We start from the raw sequence: 21810 nt of genomic DNA, 5'->3' as shown, positions 1-21810 counted from the left end.
GGATTCGCCGCTCAAGCGGGCGGGGCGGTCATTGTCACAGCGCGTACCCTCATGGGGTGCGACGCCCCCTCGCAGTGCTGACCTGCGCCATCATGCTGGCGGGATGCAGCACGCCCACCGATCGGAAGCCGCAGAACGCCGTCCAGCAGCCGAGCACCGCGGCCGCGGCGGCGACGCAGAGCGCGGAGCCCTCCCCGACGGCGAGCGCCCCGCTGTTCAGCCCGACCCAGCCGGTGGCGATGAACGTCAAGGGCTTCTGGTCGTGGGCGTTCTATGACCTGAAGGAAGACAAGATGTACGGGTCGACGCCGTACACCACGAGCGACACGGCGAGCATGGCCAAGGCCTGGGTCGCCGCGGACTGGCTGCGCCGGCAGGCCGAGCAGAACAAGCAGCCCGCGGCCGGCGCGCTGCAGGAGCTGTCGCGCATGATCCGTGACTCCGAGACGGAGAACACGTTCAAGTATCACGTCCAGAACGGCAACCTGACCTCGATCAAGCGCATGACCACGACCTGCGGCCTGACGGAGACCAAGGGCACGCAGAACTCGTGGAGCCTCACGCAGATGTCCGCGCGCGACGTGGCCCGCCTGGCGAAGTGCATCGGCGACGGCCGGGCGGCTGGGCCGAAGTGGACCGGTTGGCTGCTCAACGAGATGCGCAACGTGCGCGGGCCGGGCCGCTTCGGGCCGATCGAGGTGCTGCCGGCGGACGTCCAGAAGACGACCGCGATCAAGAACGGCTGGCTGGCCAGGGACGACGGTCAGTGGCACATCGCGTGCATGGCCGTCGGCGACGGCTGGACGATCGGGATCATGGCGCACTACCCGAGCACGCTGGGGAAGGACTACGGGACGAAGACGTGCCGGGAAGTGACGAAGCAGCTGCTGACCCAGCCGCCGCACTGACCCGCCACATCCAGCCGCCGAAGATCGCGACCCCGACGACGCCGGCCGCGCCGCAGCCGATGACGATGTGCCGCGGCTCGAACGGCCCGACGAGGACCCCGCCGGCGGCGTAGCCGATCAGGTTCGCGGCGTTGATCACGGCGCCGAAGCGGGCGAAGAACGTCCCTCGCACCTCGGCCGGGACCCGCCTGGCGGCGATGACGCCGAGGAAGTTGTTCTCCGCGCCGTTCACGGCACCGCCGAGCAGCCACAGCGGATACAGCAGCAGCACCGCGGGCACGAAGCCCGAGACCAGCACGATCAGCGCGGTCGCCAGGTGCATCACGGCCAGGGCGCGCCCCAGCGTGCCGTCGTCGCGGGCGCGCGCCGCGGCGAGCCAGCCGCCGCCGAGCATGCCGGCCGTCCACGCGGCCTCGACCAGGCCGAACTCGGCGGGACTGCCGCCCAGGGTGTCGCGGATGAAGAAGACGCCGACCACCATGTCGACGTTGATCGTGAGCACGATCGCCGCCACGAGGCAGGTCATCGCCAGGAGGAACCGGTCGTCGCGGATCTTCCACCGGGTACGGCCGGCGCCGGCCGCTCCGATCGGCGCCTTCCGGCGGGTGTGCAGCAGCAGCCCGGCGGCCGCGACGGCCAGATAGGTGACGGCGTCGATCAGCAGCGGGACGCGCAGCCCGAAGGCCCCGACCAGCACGCCGGCGAGGGCCGGCCCGGCCAGCGAGCCGACGGAGTTGGCGGTCTGCCCGATCGCCATCGCCCGGCCGACGCCGTCGATCCCCGCCGCGTCGGGCAGCAGCGCGTTGAACGTCGGGGTCGTGATCGCCACCCCGGCGGCGAGCGCCGCGACCAGCGCGATCAGCAGCCAGGTGCTGGTGGTCAGGGCCATCGCGGCGCAGCAGGCGGCCTGGGCGAGGCCGACGGTGGTGAGCAGGATGCGGCTGTCGGCCCGGTCGACGAGCCGGCCGACCAGCGGGGCGAGGGCGACGACCGGCACGACGGAGGCGATGAGGACGGCGGCGACGGCAGGTCCTCCCGCGCCGCGGTCCTGCAGCGCGAGCAGGATCGCGGTCGCGGCCATGAAGTCCCCGAGGAACGAGATGCCGCGCGCGACCGCGAGCAGGTACACATCACGGGCAGATGTGAAGGACATACTTCGAAAATAATCCTTCACATCTGATGATCGCCAGTGGTTTTCCTAAGTACGGGGAAAGGTCCGGTACGTCACGTTCACCTGCCGGGATCCCTCCGGCGGGTCGGCGCGGCGGGCCCGCGCGTAGCGCTGGAACAGCGCGAACACCTCGTCGTTGAGCGCCTTGAGCTCGTCCGCGGTGACTTGGATCTGCATGTCGGCCGAGGTCGCGGCCGTGTACCACTCGTAGGGCTCCTCGTCGCGGCGGCTCAGCCAGGCCCGCGCCCGGGCATCCTCGATCTCCAGGAACATCAGCGACAGCTCCTGGTCCGCGGCCCTCTCAGCGGCGCCGCCCTCCGGCCCGGCCTCGATGTTGAGCCCCTGCAGCTGGCTGCGCCAGACGCGCTCCCGCCCGTCGCCGCGGCTCGGCGCTTGCTCGATCAGATTGACCTTGGCCAGCTCGCGCAGGTGGTAGCTGGTCGCGCTGGGCGACAGCCCGCAGACCTCGGCGAGCTCGGTCGCCGTCGCCGGCTCGCCGTCGAAGAGCCGGTCGAGGATGGCGATCCTCGCCGGGTGCGCCAACGCCCGCATCGTCGAGGCGTCCCGGATCTGCGCGCGTGCCGGATCCAGCCGGACCGGAGTCTCATCAGCCACGTACCCAGGGTATTCATGACCCTTCGGATGATCTGAGGTCAGACCTTTTTTCTTATTGTGGGGCTCTTTGGATCTTCAACTTGGGAGACCTGGTGCGAGTACGTGGCTACGCCCCCGCGACGCCGTGCTGGACGGTGCTCACCAGCGCCGATGCCGGCGTCTCGGCGGACTTCTACAGCGGGCTCTTCGGCTGGACCACGGCAGCGGCCGACGACGGCACGACCACGTTCCTGCTGCGCGACCTGGCCGTCGCCGGGCTGGCCGCGGCACCGGGCAGCCGCTCGGCGTGGCTGAGCTACGTGTCCACAGAGGACATCTCGGCCACTGCGGGCCTCGTCACCGACGCGGGCGGCAGCGTCCTCGTCGCGCCGTTCGCCGCCGGTACGCGGGGGGACAGCGCCCTCTTCGCCGACGCGAGCGGCGCGGTCTTCGGCGCGTGGCAGCGGGGGACGTTCGCCGGCACCCAGGTCGTCAACGAGTCGGACACGATCTGCTGGAGCGAGGTCGTCACCCCCGACATCCCGGCCGCGGTCAGCTTCTACGGCAAGGTCTTCGGCTGGACCGAACGCGCCGGCTCCGCGGGCGCCAACCAGGAGTATCACGAGTGGGTCGCCACGAACCGGGTGGTCGGCGGCATGAGCCCGATGGGTGAGCTGTACCCGCCGGGAACGCCCGCACACTGGCGCACGATCTTCCTGGTGGACGACTGCGCCGCCACCGCGGCCCGGGCCGCGTCACTCGGCGGCCGGGCGATGGCCGGCCCGGTCGACGCGGGCATCGGCCTGGGTGCCTTCCTAATGGACCCGACCGGTGCGGCGTTCCTTGCCTTCGAGCTGCTCCCCGAGCTCCGCGACCACTTCTAGACGGTGCCGCAGCGCGCCGGCCAGCTCCCCCGCGGCGGCCAGCTGCTCGGCCGTGAGCGCGTCGACGAACAGCTCCCGGACGGCGCGCAGGTGCGGCACCGTCGCGCCGTGAAACGCCGCCGCGCCGGCCTCGGCGAGCACGATCTCGGCGCCCCGGCTGTCGCTGGCGCACTCCTCGCGGCGGATCAGCCCGCGCCGCTCCATCCTGCCGAGGTGGTGCGACAGCCGGCTGCGCTCCCAGCCGATCCCGGCGGCCAGCTCGGATGAGCGCATCCGCCGGTCGGGCGCCTCGCTGAGGGCGAGCAGGACCACGTAGTCCCCCGGGGACAGCGAGGTCTCGCTCTGCAGGCGCGACGCCAGCTCCGCCCGCAGCGCGTCCGCGGTCTCGATGAAGTCCCGCCAGATCCGCAGCTCGTCGGTGGTCGGCAGTGTGCGCTTCGTCATGGGCCCTCCAATTGACGTGTCAATCATACGGTGCACATAATTGACACGTCAATTACCGCGGAAGGAGCCCCGGCCATGTCTGATCTGGAGTTCGGCCTCGACACGTTCGGCGACGTCCCCTCGGACGACGCCGGCGCACCCGTCTCCCACGCCGCCGCGATCCGGCAGGTCCTCGAGGAGGCGGTGATCGCCGACGAGCTCGGCGTGGACGTCATCGCCCTCGGCGAGCACCACCGGCCGGAGTATTCGGTGTCGACGCCCGAGACGGTGCTCGCCGGGATCGCCACGCGGACCTCGCGCATCCGGCTCGCGTCCGGCGTGACCGTGCTCAGCTCCGACGACCCGGTCCGGGTGTTCCAGCGCTTCGCGACCGTCGACGCGCTCTCGAACGGCCGGGCCGAGGTCATCCTCGGGCGCGGCTCGTTCACGGAGTCGTTCCCGCTGTTCGGCTACGACCTCGCCGACTACGACATCCTCTTCGAGGAGAAGATCGACCTCTTCGTGAAGCTGCTCGACGAGCGGCCGGTCACCTGGAGCGGCACGACGCGCGCACCGCTGGTCGGCGCGGACGTCTTCCCGAAGACCGAGTCCGGCCGCCTCGACACCTGGGTCGGCGTCGGCGGCTCGCCGCAGTCGGTCGTGCGCACCGCCCGTTACGGCCTGCCGCTCATGCTCGCGATCATCGGCGGGAAGCCGGAACGCTTCAAGCCTTACGTGGAGCTGTACCGGCGCGCCGCCGACCAGCTGGGCACCACCGCGCACCCGGTCGGCATGCACTCGCCGGGCTTCGTCGCCGACACCGACGAGGAGGCCAAGGAGATCTTCTGGCCGCACTACCGGGTCATCCGCGACCGCATCGGAGCGCTGCGCGGCTGGCCGCCGATCCGCCGCGAGGAGTTCGACGCCGAGGTCGCCCACGGCTCCCTCTACATCGGCTCACCCACGACGGTCGCCCACAAGATCGCCGCCGCGGTCCGCGCTGTCGGCGTCGGCCGCTTCGACCTGATCTACACCGCGGGCGCCCAGCCCGTCAGCGCGAGGACGCGGGCGGTCGAGCTCTACGGCACGAAGGTGATCCCCATGGTCAAGGAGCTGCTGGCATGATCCTGGGCATCCTCGGCGCCGGCAAGGTGGGCACGGTCCTCGCCCGCCTTGCGGTGGCCGCGGGCCACCGGGTGCTCATCGCGGGCTCCGGTGACCCGTCGGCGATCGCGCTCACCGTCGACGTGCTCGCGCCGGGCGCGGAGGCCACCACGGCCCGCGACGCCGCCGCCCGCGCGGACGCCGTCATCCTCGCGCTGCCGCTCGGCAAGCACCGCGGCATCCCCGCGCCCGAGCTGCGCGGCAAGCTCGTCATCGACGCCATGAACTACTGGTGGGAGGTCGACGGCATCCGCGACGACCTCGCCTCCTCCAGCGAGGTCGTCCAGGCCTTCCTTCCGGGGTCGCGCGTGGTGAAGGCCTTCAACCACATGGGCTACCACGACCTGGAGGACTCGTCCCGCCCCGCCGGCGCCCCCGACCGCAAGGCCATCGCGATCGCCGGCGACTCGGACCTGCCCGCCGTCGCCGCCCTCGTCGACGCCCTCGGCTTCGACCCGGTGATCGTCGGCCCCCTCGCCGAGGGCGCCCGCCTGGGCCCAGGCACCGCCCCCTTCGGCGCCAACGTCGACGCCACCACCCTCCGGAGCATGCTGGAAATGCGGTGACGCCCGGAGGTCCGATGTGGACCAACGGGGAGATTCGCCACCAAGCACGCCGCATCCGGTTTTGTCCACTGTGGAGGAAAAGTCGCTGCGGTCCCACGGCCGCGGCCGCCTCGGGAAGTATCGATGCGCCACCCCTCAACTCTCCGGGAGCGCAGATGCGTAAGCATGTCCTGCGCCGTCCGCTGCTGTACGCGGCAGTGACGGCCACCTTCATCGCGACGGCGACGGCGATCACCGCCGCTCCGGCCACCGCGAGCGGCACCTCGTCCATCACCGGCCACCTCACCGACCCGACCGGCGCGCCCGCCGCCGGCGCCAGCGTGTGGGCCACCGCCCTCGACACCTTCGGCCAGCCCACGTTCACGCAGACCGACAGCGCCGGGGCGTACAGCTTCGGCAACCTCGAGGCAGGTCGCTACGCCCTGAGCTTCCGGGCGGCCGGCAGCTCCTTCGAGCAGTACGCGCACCAGAAGCTGCGGCTCAGCGAAGCCGACCCCGTCTCCGTGGCCGCGGGGGCCACGGCAGTCGCCGACGAGCAGCTGCTGGCGACCGGCCGGATCGCCGGCACACTGCGCAACGCCGACGGTTCGCCGGTCCAGGGGTACGCGGAGGCCTACACGGCCGAGGGCCAGCACTCCGTCAGCAGCACGGGTGTCGGTTTCGACGGCACGTTCGGGCTGGACCTGCCGCCGGGCGCCTACAAGGTCAGGTTCTACGTGCGGTACTCGTTCTACCAGTGGAACGGCGGCGCACCGAGCTTCGACAGTGCCGCCGCGATCCAGGTGACCGCCGGATCGGCGACCCCGCTGACCGAGACGGTATTGCCGACCGGGTCGATCGCCGGGCGGCTGACCAACCCCGACGGCACCCCGGCGGGCGGCGTCAGCGTCTTCGCCGAGTCCACGCAGTACAGCGACATCGCCCCGCGCTACGGGACCACGGACGCGGACGGGCGCTACCGCCTGGACGATCTCGTGCCCGGCGGCTGGACGGTCGGGTTCAACGGGCCGCGGTGGATTCCGCAGTACGCCCACAACACGCTCGACAAGGATGCCGCCGCGCACATCACGGTGACCAGCGGCCAGGTGACCACCGTGGACGAGCAGTTCCTGCCGCGGGGCACCGTGCGCCTCATCGCGCACGACGCCACGACCGGCGAGCCGCTGTCGCACTTCTGCGCCTACGCGACCATCAACACCAACCTCAGCGGCTGCGCGGACTCGACGGAGATCGTCCTGGACGACGTCCCCGCCGGCGCGTGGAGCTTCACCGTCAACATCAACGACCATCTGCACTTCGAGAACTCCGCCGCGACAGGCACCATCGTCGCCGGCCAGACCACGACGATCGACGTGCCCCTGCGCCGCGGCGCGACGATCACCGTGCCGATGGTCAAGCGGGCCGGCGGCGCGACCGCCGAGGGCTGCGCGACCGCGGCCAAGGTCGGCGTGCAGTTCCCGTACTTCGGTGAGCACCCCAACTACATCAGCACGTACTACTGCTCGGAGTGGGAGTCGCCGCAGGTCCCGGGCACCGTGGTCATCGGCCCGCTCGAGGCCGGCACCTACCAGCTCTTCGCCGACCCGACCGACGACGCGCTCGGGTCGCAGTGGGTCGGCGCGACCGGCGGCACCGGCGACCGCGGCGCCGCCGCGCAGGTCACGGTCGCGGCAGGGGGCCAGATCACGGCCCCGCTCGTGCGCTTCGACCAGTCCGGCACGATCAAGGGCAAGGTCACCGACGTCAACACCGGCGCTCCCGTCCAGGCCGTGTGCGTGTCGGTGATCGCCAGGACCCCGGGCTTCGCCGGCGACGGCTGCCCGGTCAGCACCGCCGAAGACGGGACCTACGTGCTGCCCGGCGTCGGACCGTACGCGTGGCCGGTGGAGTTCGCGACGAACGGCTACCAGTGGCGCTGGTCGGGCAACGCGGTGAGCCGGCCCGAGGCCACCCTGGTGACCGTCCGCGCCGGCAAGAACGTCACCAGCAACTACAAGCTGCGCACCGGCGGCGGCACGGTCACCGGCACGTTCCACGACGCCGCCGGACACCGGCTCGACGGCGGCGTGCTCGCCTACAACGCCGTCACCGGCGACGCCGTCTCGATCGGCGCGCAGGCGTACGACAACAATCCCTACGTGCTGGCCAACCTCGCACCGCAGCAGGTGAAGCTGCAGTGGTCGACCGGGGACGGCCATTACGGCTGGGTCGGCGGCACGAACTTCGCCTCCGCCACCCCGTTCCAGGTCAAGAACAACAAGACGCTGACCGTGAACATCCCCGTCAGCTGACGATCAGCCGGGCGGTCAGGGTCCACACCTGGCCCTGACCGCCCGGGCATTCTCACCCATGGCGGGTGAGTCCGAGGGTGGATTCGCAGGTTCACCCTCCGCGATCTCATCGGCACACGCCGATAGCCGTTACGTTCGGCGGCATGCGACCCGGGACCTATCCCAACGTGACGGATGCGGGCACGGCCGGGCCGGAGGTCGACGACGAGCCGCTTCTGATTCGTCCCTACGTCCGCATTCTTGAGCACCAGCACGCGGGCGAAAAGCCCCTGGATGACGCACCGGCGTCCGCCGGCCGACCCGAAGACGACGGCCCGCCCGCCGACATCCCTCTGACCCGCGCCGGCGCAGGGGCCGGCACGCCCCCCGCGCCGGCCGCCCCTCCGGTCAATCGGGCCCGGCGACGCCTCCTTGCCGCCGGCTCGGGCATGCTGATGCTCGCGCTGGGCGCCACCGTGCTTGCGCTGAGCGTCGGCGATCGGCCTGCGGCTCCCGCTCCGGGCGCGGCCGGGACCACAGCGCCGAAGAGCGGTCAATCCAGGACGGCTGCCGTGCCGGCCCCACCGGCGTCGCCGGCGTCGAACACGCCGGCAACGGCAAGAGCGTCGTCCGTCCTCGGGGGGCAGTCTCGGCCCAAGGCATCGCTCAAACCATCGGATGCCGCCCCGCCGGGCGGCAGCCCCGTGCTCAGCGGGCAGCCCGCCCTGTCGCCTTCGCATGGAGGCGAGTCCGGCACCGGCCGGATCACCAGCGTTTCCGGGCTGTGCCTGGACAGCAACGCCGGCCCCAACGGCGACGGGATCCGCAGGTGGGACTGCAACGGCACCTCCGGCCAGGCATGGACCGTGACGGACGGCGGCATCATTCGGGTCCTTGGCCGATGCCTGCAAGCATCAGGTGACCGGGTCCGTCTGCAGAACTGTGATGGTGGACCGGCCCAGCAGTGGCGGTCAGGACCCGCGGGTTCGCTGATCAATCAGGCTTCGGGACTGTGTCTCGGGGGACCGGGCGACGCAGACAGCAGAGCCCTGCAGCGGATGGCGGCCTGCGACCGGTCCGATGCACAACGATGGATCCTGCCTTAGCTCGAGGGAGCTGCCCCGACAGTGGGCCGGCACCGTGAGCACCCCGGACTGCCGTGACGCGATCTGATGTAACGCCGACCCGCCCGACCGCGCTCTTTTTTGCGGACGTGGCGTTACAACGCACGTCGATCGACAGTCCGACGGAAAGGTTCACCGTGAGACTATCTCGTCGCAAGGCACTGGCAGCCGCGTCCGCCGCCGCGGTCGGTGCCGGCGTCCTGACCGCCGCAGCGTTACCGACGCAGGCTTTGGCGGCAGGACCGGAAGGCACGTACATCGTGCTCGCGCCACAGGGTCGGTCAACAGCTCGAGCGGCAGACCGGATCGTCGCCGCCGGCGGCGCGGTCGTCGCGAACTACCGCCAGATCGGCGTGCTCGTGGCTCGCTCGACCAACCCGGCGTTCGCGACCGCGGTGTCGGGCGCGGGCGTGGATGCCGTCGCGTCCACCGCGGGTCTCGGCACCGCGCTCGAGGACAGCACCACCATGGAGGTCTCCGACCTCACGGTGCAGCAGGCCGGCGGCGACCCGACCGGCGAGCCGCTGTTCGGCCAGCAGTGGGACATGGCCCAGATCAATGTTCCGCAGGCGCACAAGGTGACCACCGGCAGCCCGAACGTGGTCGTCGGGGTCCTCGACAGCGGTATCTCCAGCTCCCACCCCGACCTCGCCACGCAGATCGCGAAGGACAAGAGCGCGTCCTGCGTCGGCGGCGTGGTCGACACGGCCGAGGCCGCCTGGAACCCGACCACCTCCGACCACGGCACGCACGTAGCCGGCACGATCGCCGCGGCCATCAACGGGATCGGCGTCGCCGGCGTGGCACCCGGCGTGAAGGTCGCCTCCGTGAAGGTGGTCAACGACGACGGCTTCATCTATCCCGAAGCGGCCGTCTGCGGCTTCCTCTGGGCCGCCGACCACGGCATGCAGATCACCAACAACAGCTACTTCATCGACCCGTGGGAGTTCAACTGCCGCAACGACTCGCGGCAGCGCCCGGTCTGGACGGCCGTCCAGCGCGCGATCCGGTACTCGCAGAACAAGGGCGTGCTCAACGTCGCCTCAGCGGGCAACTCCAACGTCGACCTGCAGCACAAGTTCATCGACAGCGGCAGCCCGAACGACGGCAGCTTCCCGGTCGAGGACCGTACGATCACCGGCGCCTGCATCGACCTGCCGGCCGAGGCGCCCGGCGTGGTGACCGTCTCAGCGGTCGGCCCGACCCGGTTGAAGAGCTACTACTCGTCGTACGGCCAGGGGGTCGTCGACGTCACGGCGCCCGGCGGCGACACCCGCTTCCGGAACCTCGGCTCCCCGTCGACGCCGGCCGACGGCATCCTGTCGACCACCTTCAACACGACGACGAAGACCAATGGTTGGGGCTACAAGCAAGGCACCTCGATGGCCGGTCCGCACGCGGCCGGCGTCGCCGCACTGGCGCTCTCCGCCCACCCGGGTCTGCAGCCGGGGGCCCTGGCGTCCCTGCTGGAGCGCACCGCGGACGCGCTGCCCTGCCCCAGTGGCGTGTACAACCCCGTCCCTCTCCTGCAGGGCTTCGAGGCGACGTGCTCGGGCGGGAACCGCAACGGCTTCTACGGTGCCGGTGAAGTGAACGCGTACAACGCCGTGCGATAGCACCGGCTGTACCACGTTGGGGTCGCCGGCCTACGAGGTCGGCGACCCCAACCGCATCCGCCCCAGCTCGGATGTCTGCGCAACACGCTCGATCGGTGCGCCCCACAACACAGGGAGGCCCAAATGAAGCCACGCGTCATGCGTGCCGCCGTCGCCGGCGCGATGCTGGCGGCCTGTATCGCCGTCGTCACGTCACCTGCAGCGGCCGCACCGGCAGCGGTCACTGCCGCGGCCAGCAATCCCATCAAGGTCGGCTACTTCACGCAGTGGGGCGTCTACCGCCGCAACTTCCAGGTCAAGAACGTGCACACCGCCGGAATGGCGGGCAAGCTCACCCACATCAACTACGCATTCGGCAACGTCGGGGCGGATGGCAAGTGCTTCGAGGCCAACGCGGCCGGTGTCGGTGACGCCTGGGCCGACTACCAGAAGGGCTTCAAGGCCGGCGAGTCGGTCGATGGCGTGGGCGACGTCTACAGCCAGCCGCTGGCAGGCAACTTCAACCAGCTCAAGAAGCTCAAGGCGATGTACCCCGGCCTCAAGGTGCAGATCTCCCTGGGCGGCTGGACCTGGTCGAAGTACTTCTCCGACGCGGCGATGACCGCAGCCTCCCGGCAGGCCATGGTGGCCAGCTGCGTCGACCTCTATCTCAAGGGCAACCTGCCGTTCATCGGCAACTCCACCCGAGGTGGCGTCGGGAGCGGCTACGGCGTCTTCGATGGCATCGACCTCGACTGGGAGTGGCCCGGCTCCGAAGGCAACGTCGGCAACGTGGTCCGCCCCGAGGACAAGCAGAACTTCACGCTGCTGGCGGCCGAATTCCGCCGTCAGCTCGACGCGTACGGAGCGCAGACCGGCAAGCACTACTCGCTGACCGCGTTCCTGCCCGCCGACCCGGCGAAGATCGCCGCGGGCGTCGAGATCGCCCCGTTGCTGGCCAGCATGGACTTCGTCACCGTGCAGGGTTACGACTTCGTCGGGCCGTGGAACGCCAGGACCGGGCACCAGTCCAACCTGTACTCCACCCCGCAGCACGCTTTCAGTGTCGATCTGGCCGTGCAGACCTACCTGAACGGCGGGGCGCCCGCGGCGAAGCTCGTCGCGGGCATCCCCTACTACGCCAAGGGCTGGGCCGGCGTGCCGGCGACCAACAACGGTCTGCTCCAGACGTCGACGGGCCCGGCTCGGGGCACCTACGAGGACGGCACCGAGGACTACAAGAAGGTGATCACGAAGCAGGGCGCGGTCCTCTACGACCCGGTCGCGGTCGCGTCCTGGAAGTACGGCAGCAGCACCTTCTGGTCCTACGACACCCCGCAGGTGATCGCTCAGAAGACGGCCTACATCAAGGCCAACGGCCTCGGCGGGGCGATGGCCTGGTCGCTGGACGGGGACACCGCCGCCGGAGAACTCACCACGGCCATCCACAACGGCCTGATGTGACAGGAGCCGGCCCGGGGCGCGATGCGTTCCGGGCCGGAACCTCCGGAACTGCGATATTCGGTGGATCGGTGGACGCGTCGCGCGTAAAGTGAACGACCGCTTGACGGCCGCGGTGAGGTAGGCACCGCAGCGGACGTCCCTACGCGCCGGGGGTGGACCTCGGATACGCGAGCGAGCAGCTGCTGAGATTCCCCTGAAGGAAATCAACGTGCCCGCACTGCAAGACGAGCTCGCCGCTGAGCGAGCGCATCTGGAAGCCTCACGCAAAGCGCTCCGCAGGATGCGGGAGCATGCCGAGGATCTCTACTCGACCGGTGACCAGGTCGCCGGGGACCCGTTCGCGGCGGAGACGCTCGGGCGGCATCTGGCCCGGCGGATCGCCGAGCTGGCCGACAGTCCCGACACCCCGCTGTTCTTCGGGAAGTTGAGCATCGACGAGGACAGGTTTCATGTCGGGCGGCGGCATGTCACCGACGTGGCCGGGGAGCCGATGGTGCTCGACTGGCGGGCGCCGATCTCCCGGAAGTTCTACCAGGCGAGCGTCAAGGACCCGCAGGACGTCAAGGCGCGGCGGCGGTTCGGGTTCGTCAAAGGGGAGCTGACCAGCTTCGAGGACGAGAACCTGCAGGCGGGTGAGGAGGTCGGCACCAGCCGGATCCTGCTGGAGGAGATCGAGCGGCCGCGCGTGGGGCCGATGCGGGACATCGTCGCGACGATCCAGCCGGAGCAGGACGAGCTGGTCCGGGCCGAGCTCGACGAGTCGATCTGCGTCCAGGGCGCGCCCGGCACCGGGAACCCCAACCCCGGAAACTGACACACTTCCGAGGCTCCCGGAGCAACCAGCCTATCGACGACGTAGCAGGGCGCGAGTATCGATTTCGATCGCGAACGGACCGTCGGCGGTCAGCGTCTCGCCGTCCTTCGCGACCGCATGCTCGATGTAGTGCTGACCGTCAAGCCGCAGCAGCCGCAGCGTCACCAAATCCGGCTGCTCAGGCTCGACAAGCAAATACCACTCGATCCGCGCGGCAGCGTAGAGCTGCATCTTCAACAGTCGATCGGCACCCGCGTTGCCGGGTGAGACGACCTCGCCCACCAGCGCCACATCCTCCGCGTCGATCATCGTGACGTCCTCAATGGGCGTCACCACGAGATCGGGGATGAAGATCCGGCCACTTGCCAGGCGGACGTTCACCGCTTCGTACACCCAGAGACCAGCCGCGTCGGCCGGCGTATCGATCACGTTGGCCAGGCGCCTGGAAATGTGCTGGTGGCGTGTGGTCGGTGCCGGGCTCACCAGCAGACTCCCGTCGAACAACTCGATCCGATTCGTGGTCTCACCGAGGGCGAAGTATTCGTCCTCGGTCCACGGACCGACATGCTCAAGCACGGCCACGCTCATCGGCGACTCACCCCCTGGCGGATCCTGCCACAAGGATGCCACGCCGACCGCACCGAAGGGACCAGTCCCGGTATCGAACCCGCCTGCCGCAGGGTACGTACTATTCGAGCAGGCTGCGGATGTCCGCGGCAGTCAGTTGTGCGGAGGCGAACTCGCCGCCGTCGACGACGCTGCTGAACAGTTCGGCCTTGCGCGCCTTCAGCGCCATGACCTTCTCCTCAATGGTCTCCTTCGCCACCAGCCGGTAGACCATGACGCTGCGGGACTGGCCGATGCGGTGGATGCGGTCCACCGCCTGCGCCTCGGTGGCCGGATTCCACCACGGGTCGAGCAGGATGCAGTAGTCAGCTTCGGTGAGATTCAGGCCGAATCCCCCAGCCTTCAGGCTGATCAGGAACACCGGGGCGGTGCCTTCCTTGAATGCGGTGAGCACGGCTGCCCGGTCACGGGTCTTGCCGTCGAGGTACGCGCATTCGATCCCGGCCTGCTCCAGCCGATCGCGGGCGGCGGTCAGAAACCGGGTGAACTGGCTGAACACCAGGGTCCGATGTCCTTCGACCACCAGATCGGAAATCCGTTCGGTCAACGCGTCCAATTTGGTCGACGGTATGCCGTGATGCCTGGCGTCGACCAGGCTGACGTCCAGGCTGGCCTGGCGCAGCAGGGTGAGCGACCGGAAGATCTCGAAGCGGTTCTTCTCCAGGTCACCGAGCAGGCCGAGGACCTTCTGCCGCTCGCGTTGCAGATACGTCTGGTACACCTTGCGGTGCTTACGGTCGAGTTCCAGTTCAATGACCTGCTCCTGCTTGTCGGGCAGGTCGACGGCGACGTCGGCCTTGCGGCGGCGCAGCATGAGCGGACGGAGCCGGCGGCGGAGCTGGGCGAGGCGATCGACGTCCCTGCCCTTCTCGATCGGGTTGCGGTAGTACTCGGCGAACCGGTCCGGCCGGGGCAAGAGCCCCGGGGCCGTGATGGAGCACAACGCCCACAGCTCGGTCAGGTTGTTCTCCATCGGCGTACCGGTGATCGCCAGCTTGAAGGAAGTTTGGAGCCGCTTCGCGCAGCGGTACCCCTGGGACTGCGGGTTCTTGACGAACTGAGCCTCGTCCAACACCAGACCGGCCCACTCGATGGCCTCGTACTGCTCGTATTCAAGACGGAACAAGGTGTACGAAGTGACCACGACATCCGCACTGGTCACGGCCTCGGCCAGCCCAGTGCCGCGCCGGGCGGCAGTCTGGGTGACCGTGGCGACCGTGAGGCCAGGTGCGAACCGGGCCGCTTCGCTCGCCCAGTTGTGGATCACGCTGGCTGGGGCCACCACAAGAAAGGGACCGCGCGAGCGGGCGTGGCAGATCAACGCCAGTGCCTGCAGGGTCTTGCCGAGCCCCATGTCGTCGGCAAGGATGCCGCCGAGCCCGTACTCACAGAGCGCCGCCAGCCAGCGGAACCCCTCTCGCTGATACGGACGGAGATCCGCGCGGATCAGGTCCGGCACCTCGTGTTCGGTAGCGGCGCCGGACTCGGCCAACGCCCGAACCGTCTGCTGCCACGCCGCTGCCTGACCAGTGACGATGCCGAGCTCGGCCAGTTCGTCCCACAGACCCACCTGGAAGCGGCCGACCCGAAGGATCCCTACCGGGGCATCCTCGAGCGCCCGCGACTCGGCGATGAGATCGCGGAGCTGCTGAAATTCCGGACGGTCGAGACTGAAGTACGCACCGCTGGGCAGGATGAGGTACTGCCGATCCTGCGCGAGCGCGACGAACAAATCGTCGAAGACGACCTGCTCGCCGCCGACACTGACCCGGACTGACAGGTCGAACCAGTCCTGCTGCGCCTCACCATCGGCACCGGCAAATGTGATGACCGGCGTTTCGTAGGTCTCGCGGTATTCCGGAACCGGCGCGTCCCGCGTCAGCACGACCTCGACACCGTCCACGTCCTCCAGCCTGGGCACCACCTCGCCCAGCAGTCGGATCATGGCGTCTCCGGCTACCACAGCCGCCTCGGCCAGCCTTGGACCAGTCGGGACGACCTCCAGGAGATCCGGCACCGGCTTGCAAACCAGATCCGCGACCCGCCGGACAATGTCGTCGCGGTGAGCCGCCTGGCCGGCGGGCGCAGGCACCCACAGCGACTCACGATGAAGGTGGTCGCCGACGGGAAGTGCCCAGTCCCACCGGACCGACATCCGTTGAGCAGGCAGCGGCGCCAACCTCAGCGTCAGCGCAGACAGCCCGACGACTGGCAGGCGCACCGACGCTCCGGCCGCAACGATGTCCACCTCGCGGAGCAGCTCCGGATAGAACGCCTTGAAGAACCGCTCCTCGTCACCCACCGGGATACGGATCGGTGCACCGCCCAGGGTCTTGATCATGCTCTTCGACAACGACCGCGCCAGCGGCGCCAACCGGAGCACCTGATCCTTGAGCGGCGGCTCGGCCTCCCCCCGGACTCCCCACCAGGCAATGCCGTGGGCGGGCTCACCGATCGGACGCGAACGGGCAAGGTCGACCGGCACACCATCGGCCATCAGCGTCGGAGCGAGCACCAGGTGTCCGTCGTCCCGATCTGCCTGGAGGGACATGCGGATCGGGCCGCGACCGACGATGACCGGTGCGGCCCACTTGCCGGGCTGCATGAACGGCATGCCGGCCTCCACGGCTTCCGCGAGCAGGTCCCAAATCCGCCGGCTCCCGATCGCGTCGAGATGGATTGCCTGCTGGGGGCCGTAGTAGTGATACGGGTCCGTTGTAGAGATCGACAGCTTCATGATCTCGGCGAGAAGCCGGCGGTGCCGCTCCGTGTCCCCGGAGCTGTCGTAGCGGCGATAGCCCAGATTGCTCCAGGACACACCGCCACGGACCCAGCCGGTGCGGCCCCGGACGACCGGGCGCATCGCAATCCGATGCTTCCGGCCTGCGGCAGTGCCGGGATCGAGGATCTCGAACTGCAGCCCGAGCTCGGCCTCGTCAGGCGCCGACCGAGGCGCCGGCGCGACCGCACCAACCAGGGCCGACAACGCCGCCTCCCAGCCTGCCTGGCCCGTCCCACCCTCGCCGCGCATCTGCCTCGCCATTGGCCGCCGCCTTCCTCCCCAGTCGCGGGCTACCGTAACCAACGCACCCATCTCCGGCACCGTGACGTGCCCCGATCGTGTACCCCCGACACCGCTTCGCGCCCGGGTGCAGCGCAGGTCCGCAACAGCGATAATTCGGTGGAGTCGCGCTATCCGCAGGCGTAATGTTGTGGACCGCTTGACGGCCGCGGTGAGGTAGCCACCGCAGCGGACGTCCCTACGCGCCGGGTTGGACCCGGATACGCGAGCGAGCAGCTGTTGAGATTCCCCTGAAGGAAATCATCGTGCCCGCACTGCAAGACGAGCTCGCCGTTGAGCGAGCGCACCTGGATGCATCACGCAAGGCGCTCCGCCGGATGCGGGAGCATGCCGAGGATCTGTTCTCCACCGGTGATCAGGTCGCCGGGGACCCGTTCGCGGCGGAGACGCTGGGGCGGCATCTGGCGCGGCGGATCGCTGAGCTGGCGGACAACCCCGACGCGCCGCTGTTCTTTGGGAAGCTGGCGATTGAGCAGGACAACTTCCACGTCGGGCGGCGGCACGTCACCGACGTCAAGGGCGAGCCGATGGTGCTCGACTGGCGGGCGCCGCTGAGCCGGAAGTTCTACCAGGCGAGCGTCAAGGATCCACAGAACGTGAAGGCCCGGCGCCGGTTCGGGTTCGTCAAGGGCGAGCTCACCAGCTTCGAGGACGAGAACCTGACCAGCGGTGAGGACATCGGCACCAGCCGCATCCTGCTCGAGGAGATCGAGCGGCCCCGCGTCGGGCCGATGCGCGACATCGTCGCCACCATCCAGCCCGAGCAGGACGAGCTGGTGCGCGCCGAGCTCGACGAGTCGATCTGCGTCCAGGGCGCGCCCGGCACCGGGAAGACGGCCGTCGGGCTGCACCGGGCGGCGTACCTGCTGTACCTGCACCGCGAGCGGCTCAAGCGGTCCGGGGTGCTGATCGTGGGGCCGAACAGCGCGTTCCTGAGTTACATCGCCAGCGTGCTGCCCGCCCTCGGCGAGATCGAGGTGCAACAGTCGACGATCGACGGGCTGCTCGGTACACCCGTGAAAGCCGTCGACGAGGAAGCCGCCGCCGAGGTCAAGCACGACCCCCGGATGGCCACGGTGCTCGCGAAGCGGCTCAACGGCAAGATCCGCAGGCCCGAGGAGCCGCTGACCGTTTCCGACGGGTCATACCGGTGGCGGGTGTCCACCGAGGCCTTGCGGCGGGTGGTCGACGACGTGCGGCGGGAGGCGCCGCCCTACGGGATCGGCCGCGAACGCGTGCGGGCGAGGATCGTGTCGCTGCTGATGCGGCAGTCGGAGGCGCGGCGCGGCGACTCGCCGAGCGAGGGCTGGCAGCGCCGGATGGGCAAGGCGCAGCCGGTGCTCGAGGTGCTGGATCACGCGTGGCCCGCGGTCACGCCGGAGCAGCTGGTGTTCGAGGTGCTCAGCGATCCGGCCGACGAGTTGCTCACCGAGGCCGAGCGGGCGGCGATCACCTGGTCCAGGCCGCCGAAGACCGCGAAGTCGGCCCGTTGGACCGCCGCGGATGCGGTACTGGTGGACGAGGCCGCGGGACTGATCGACCGGGTCGCGTCGTTCGGCCACGTGGTGCTGGACGAGGCGCAGGACCTGTCGCCGATGCAGGCGCGGGTGATCGCCCGGCGTTCGGAGCACGGGTCGATCACGCTGCTCGGCGACCTGGCCCAGGGCACCGCGCCGTGGGCCGCGCTGGAGTGGCGGACGCTGCTGGAGCATCTCGGCAAGCCGGCCGCGCGGGTGGTCCCGCTGACGACCGGGTTCCGCGTGCCGGCCGCGGTGGTCGCGCTGGCCAACCGGCTGCTGCCCGCGCTGGGGGTCGACGTGCCGGAGGCGCGGTCGCTGCGGACCGACGGTGCGCTGACGATCGGTGCCACGCCGTTGCGGGACGCGGTGCGCCGGGCGCTGGCGTTCGAGGGGTCGATCGGGGTGATCGCGGCGGACGCGGCGATCCCGGCGATCGCCGCCGATCTCAAGGACGTCGATCCCGAGCGGGTCACCGTGCTGCCCGCGAGCCTGGCCAAGGGTCTCGAGTACGACCACGTGATCGTCGTCGAGCCGGCCGACATCGTGGCGGCCGAGCCGCGCGGGCTCAACCGCTTGTTCGTGGTCCTGACCCGGGCCGTCTCGCGGTTGGACGTTCTGCACGAACGTCCGCTTCCTGCACCGTTGGATAGGGTGTCGTGATCACGTCCCGGATGTCACTATCTCGAAACAGTCTGACAACCGGGAGGACGCGGAATGCGAGTACGGGGTTACGCACCGGGCACGCCGTGCTGGGCCGAGGTCGGCAGTCCCGATCCCGTTGCCGCGCGGGCGTTCTACGGCGGTCTCTTCGGCTGGCAGTTCAATGACGACGGGCACTTCACGCACAACGGCCGCGCGGTGGCCGGCCTGCGCACCGCCGGCCGGCCCGCGTGGCTGATCTCGATCTCGACCGACGACCCGGCCGGCACGACGGAGGCGGTCCAGCGGGCCGGCGGTTCGGTGAAGCTGCCCCCGACCACCGTGCGCGACCTGGGGACCATGGCCGTGTTCGGCGACGCCGGTGGGGCGGTGTTCGGGACCTGGCAGCGCAGCAGGTTCGGCGGTGCGCAGGTGTCCTTCGAGCCGGGCGCGATCTGCTGGTACGAGCTGGCGTCCCACGACCTGGCCCGGACCGGCGCCTTCTACAGCGAGGTCTTCGGCTGGCACGCCGTCGAGACGGAGAACGCCGAGCCGTATTTCGAGCTGCATCACCACAACGACGCCGTCGGTGGGCTCCTGCCGATCGACGACAGGTTCCCGCCGGGGCTGCCGGAGCACTGGACGGTGTGCTTCATGGTCGACGACGCGGTCACGGCGTGTGAGCGGGTGGCCGAGTTGGGTGGCACGGTGGCCCGCAAGCCGATGGTGTCGTCGGCGGGTTGGTACGCCCGCGTCGCCGACACCACAGGAGCGCATTTCGCACTGATCGAGATTTCCGACGATTACCGCTTTTAGCTCCGAACGCTCGGGCTCGCGCCTTCGCTAACCTCGCTTGATCGACACGTCGTCCACGGCGGCCTCGATCAGGCTCGCGCCGGCCGCGTCGGTCGCCTCGATCAGCAGTTGGATCGTCTTGCCGGCATAGGGCGTCAGGTCGGCGCTCGCGGAATCCCAGACGGCGTCGCGGTCGACCGCGGCGCCGGCCTTGGTGAAGATCGCGGTTTTCGAGCCGTTCTGCAGCACGCTGACCTTGAAACTGTCGGCGGCGGACGCGTTCGCGGCGTGCGCGAAGTACCAGGACCAGCTCAGCTTCAGCGGGCCCTTGGCCGGCAGCGCGACGGACGGCGACCGCATCCCGGTGGTGCCGCCGTCGACGTCGTAGCTGCCCGCCGAGATGCCCGCCTTGCGCCCGGTCACCAGGTCGTTGTCGCCGCTGACGGCGGCGCCGAGCTGCTTCAGGCCGTTCTGCGTGGTCGCCTCCGGCTTGCCGCGCTCCCACAGGCCGCTGGTCGCGGTGCCGTTGGCGGCGGTCCAGCCGCTCGCGCTCTCGAAGTCGTCGGACCAGACGGTGTCGGCGCCGCAGTACTGGGCCTGCTTGCCGATGATCCGGTAGACGCAGTCGGCGTACTCCGCGAGCTGCAGGCTGGCCTCCTTGTTGCGGGCCGTCTGCGCGGAGATCACACTCGCCGGCGGGTAGAACCCGGCGCCGGAGTTGGGCCCGGGGTACATCTCGAAGGTGTAGGCGAAGACGCCCTGCGTCGCCCACAGCCAGTCGATGATCGAGCCGTCGGTGATGTACAGGTCGCTGGACTGCTCAGGCGTGTAGCCGTTGGACTTCGCCATCGTGGTGCCGAGGGTCCGGAACGCGGACTCCTGGTCGGCGTTGAGCCCGGCCGCCGTGTCGGTGCCGGTGTACCCGTACGGCCAGAGGATCAGCTCCGAGAACGTGTGGAAGTCGATGCTCGCCTTGATCTGCTGGACCCCGCCGATGCGCCGGCTGAGCACGAAGTCGCGCAGGTGCTGGGTCTCCGGCGCGGAGAAGGCCGAGTCGCCGTGGTAGGTCTCCGACGACGGGTTGCCCGACGAGCCGCCGCAGCAGGCGAACTTGAAGCTCCAGTTGCGGTTGAGGTCGGTGCCGATGCTGGTGGACCCGGCGTTGGGCTGGCGGTTCTTGCGCCAGCTGCGGTAGCTGCCGGTGGCGATGTCGTATTCGCCGCCGTCCGGGTTGAGGTCGGGCACGATCCACAGCTCGCGGCTGTCGACCAGTTTCGTGATGCGGGGATCCTTGCCGTAGCCGTCGGTGTACAGCTTCACCAGGTACAGCGCCATCTCGACGGTCAAGTGCTCGCGGGCGTGCTGGTGGGCGCCGTAGAGCACCTCAGGCTCGTCCTCGTCGACCGCGACGTTGTCGGAGATCTTGATCAATGGCATGTCGCGGCCCTGGTACGACTTGCCGATGCTGCTCTTGCTCGCGATCTTCGGATGGTCCGCGACAGCCTTGTCCAGCTCGGCGACCATCTCCGCGTAGTTGTGGTAGCCGGAGTCGGCGACCGGGAAGTCCTCGGTCAGCACCGGCTGGACCCGGTACCCCTGGCCGCGCAGCTTGCGGACCTCGGAGGGCAGCGCGGTGATCTCGGCCCGGCCGTGATCGACCGTGTCGATGGCGGCGCCGCTGCGGGCGACCTGGTTGCGGTCCTGCACGGTCCGCACGCCGTCGACGACATATCTGCCGGACCGCTCGGCGGGCGCCGCGCCGGCGGGGTTGACCCCCACGAGCAGCAGCAGCCCCACACCGGCGAGCGTGAGCGAAACGGACAGCCTGCGGCCCATCGTGCGCCTCCCTGGGTGGTCTGCACCAACCAAGGTTTAAGCGCTATTGGTCCGCTTTGGTGGTGCTTTCACCCCCATCATCATCCCCGTTGAGCGCGGCGCGCAGTCGTTCGCGCTTTTCGGTGCGGCGCGCGGCGGCGCCGACCGCCTGCACGGAGGCCTCCTCGCGGAGCCCTTTCAACAGGAAGAAGGCGAGCGCGGCGGAGACCACCACGGCGATCATCAGCTTGAGCAGCACGCTGATGTCGAGCGGCACGGCGAACATCGCGCCGGCCGCCAGGACGAAGAGCCCGAGCCGGGCAAGGGTGTACTTCAGCAGTGCGGACATGATGCC

Annotated in this window: 17 protein-coding genes and 1 pseudogene; 11 read left to right on the top strand and 7 right to left on the bottom strand. The window is 69.8% G+C overall.

Going from position 1 to position 21810, the window contains the following annotated elements; translation table 11 throughout:
• Positions 1-56 precede the first annotated feature (56 nt).
• Positions 57-908: a serine hydrolase gene (locus ACZ6TV_RS42415; RefSeq protein ID WP_465304916.1), complete on the top strand. Its 852-nt coding sequence runs from the start codon at positions 57-59 to the stop codon at positions 906-908.
• Here ACZ6TV_RS42415 and ACZ6TV_RS42410 read toward each other — a convergent pair.
• Both ACZ6TV_RS42410 and ACZ6TV_RS42405 read right to left on the bottom strand, forming a co-directional pair.
• Complete coding sequence (locus ACZ6TV_RS42410; RefSeq protein WP_465304914.1) at positions 814-2061, bottom strand: MFS transporter; 1248 nt, start codon at positions 2059-2061, stop codon at positions 814-816. The genes ACZ6TV_RS42415 and ACZ6TV_RS42410 overlap by 95 nt on opposite strands.
• A gap of 45 nt (positions 2062-2106) precedes the next feature.
• The gene (locus ACZ6TV_RS42405) at positions 2107-2694 is read right to left on the bottom strand and encodes an ArsR/SmtB family transcription factor (protein WP_465304912.1); all 588 of its coding nucleotides are present in this window, start codon (positions 2692-2694) and stop codon (positions 2107-2109) included.
• A 92-nt stretch (positions 2695-2786) separates the two neighbouring features.
• Between ACZ6TV_RS42405 and ACZ6TV_RS42400 the strand changes: the two genes are divergently transcribed.
• On the top strand, positions 2787-3557 hold the full coding sequence (locus ACZ6TV_RS42400; RefSeq protein WP_465304910.1) for a VOC family protein: 771 nt from the start codon (positions 2787-2789) through the stop codon (positions 3555-3557).
• Here the strand turns inward: ACZ6TV_RS42400 and ACZ6TV_RS42395 are convergent.
• A complete protein-coding gene (locus ACZ6TV_RS42395; RefSeq protein WP_465304908.1) occupies positions 3489-4001 on the bottom strand; it encodes a MarR family winged helix-turn-helix transcriptional regulator in 513 nt (170 codons plus the stop codon). The genes ACZ6TV_RS42400 and ACZ6TV_RS42395 overlap by 69 nt on opposite strands.
• 75 nt (positions 4002-4076) lie before the next feature.
• Here ACZ6TV_RS42395 and ACZ6TV_RS42390 point away from each other — a divergent pair, with 75 nt between their 5' ends.
• The 7 genes and pseudogenes from ACZ6TV_RS42390 to ACZ6TV_RS42360 form a co-directional block, all read left to right on the top strand.
• A complete protein-coding gene (locus ACZ6TV_RS42390; RefSeq protein ID WP_465304906.1) occupies positions 4077-5105 on the top strand; it encodes an LLM class flavin-dependent oxidoreductase in 1029 nt (342 codons plus the stop codon).
• A complete protein-coding gene (locus tag ACZ6TV_RS42385) occupies positions 5102-5710 on the top strand; it encodes an NADPH-dependent F420 reductase (protein ID WP_465304904.1) in 609 nt (202 codons plus the stop codon). The genes ACZ6TV_RS42390 and ACZ6TV_RS42385 overlap by 4 nt, the downstream gene beginning before the upstream one ends.
• A 155-nt stretch (positions 5711-5865) precedes the next feature.
• The gene (locus ACZ6TV_RS42380) at positions 5866-8001 is read left to right on the top strand and encodes a carboxypeptidase regulatory-like domain-containing protein (RefSeq protein WP_465304902.1); all 2136 of its coding nucleotides are present in this window, start codon (positions 5866-5868) and stop codon (positions 7999-8001) included.
• 143 nt (positions 8002-8144) lie between these two features.
• Entirely contained in the window at positions 8145-9086 is a 942-nt protein-coding gene (locus tag ACZ6TV_RS42375) for a ricin-type beta-trefoil lectin domain protein (protein WP_465304900.1), read from the top strand.
• Between the two features lie 107 nt (positions 9087-9193).
• Positions 9194-10720 carry a S8 family peptidase gene (locus tag ACZ6TV_RS42370; RefSeq protein ID WP_465304898.1) on the top strand — a complete coding sequence of 509 codons (1527 nt, stop codon included), beginning with the start codon at positions 9194-9196 and terminating at the stop codon, positions 10718-10720.
• 123 nt (positions 10721-10843) lie between these two features.
• Positions 10844-12163, top strand: a complete 1320-nt coding sequence (locus ACZ6TV_RS42365; protein ID WP_465304896.1) for a glycoside hydrolase family 18 protein — start codon at positions 10844-10846, stop codon at positions 12161-12163.
• 193 nt (positions 12164-12356) lie between these two features.
• A pseudogene (locus ACZ6TV_RS42360) lies at positions 12357-12971 on the top strand (AAA family ATPase); the annotation flags it as partial.
• A gap of 36 nt (positions 12972-13007) precedes the next feature.
• Here the strand turns inward: ACZ6TV_RS42360 and ACZ6TV_RS42355 are convergent.
• Positions 13008-13565, bottom strand: coding sequence for a Uma2 family endonuclease (locus ACZ6TV_RS42355; protein ID WP_465304894.1), 558 nt, complete (start codon positions 13563-13565; stop codon positions 13008-13010).
• Positions 13566-13665: 100 nt separating this feature from the next.
• Positions 13666-16647: a DEAD/DEAH box helicase gene (locus tag ACZ6TV_RS42350; RefSeq protein ID WP_465304892.1), complete on the bottom strand. Its 2982-nt coding sequence runs from the start codon at positions 16645-16647 to the stop codon at positions 13666-13668.
• Between the two features lie 278 nt (positions 16648-16925).
• Between ACZ6TV_RS42350 and ACZ6TV_RS42345 the strand changes: the two genes are divergently transcribed.
• Positions 16926-18866 carry a HelD family protein gene (locus tag ACZ6TV_RS42345; protein ID WP_465305060.1) on the top strand — a complete coding sequence of 647 codons (1941 nt, stop codon included), beginning with the start codon at positions 16926-16928 and terminating at the stop codon, positions 18864-18866.
• Between the two features lie 54 nt (positions 18867-18920).
• A complete protein-coding gene (locus tag ACZ6TV_RS42340) occupies positions 18921-19661 on the top strand; it encodes a VOC family protein (protein ID WP_465304890.1) in 741 nt (246 codons plus the stop codon).
• A 27-nt stretch (positions 19662-19688) separates the two neighbouring features.
• Here the strand turns inward: ACZ6TV_RS42340 and ACZ6TV_RS42335 are convergent, their stop codons facing one another.
• On the bottom strand, positions 19689-21476 hold the full coding sequence (locus tag ACZ6TV_RS42335; protein WP_465304888.1) for a M14 family zinc carboxypeptidase: 1788 nt from the start codon (positions 21474-21476) through the stop codon (positions 19689-19691).
• 43 nt (positions 21477-21519) lie between these two features.
• The gene (locus tag ACZ6TV_RS42330; RefSeq protein ID WP_465304886.1) at positions 21520-21804 is read right to left on the bottom strand and encodes a DUF4229 domain-containing protein; all 285 of its coding nucleotides are present in this window, start codon (positions 21802-21804) and stop codon (positions 21520-21522) included.
• Between the last annotated feature and the right edge of the window lie 6 nt (positions 21805-21810).

The organism is Dactylosporangium sp. NPDC051087 (genome assembly GCF_055586325.1).
This window is presented reverse-complemented; position numbering and strand designations above follow the sequence as displayed.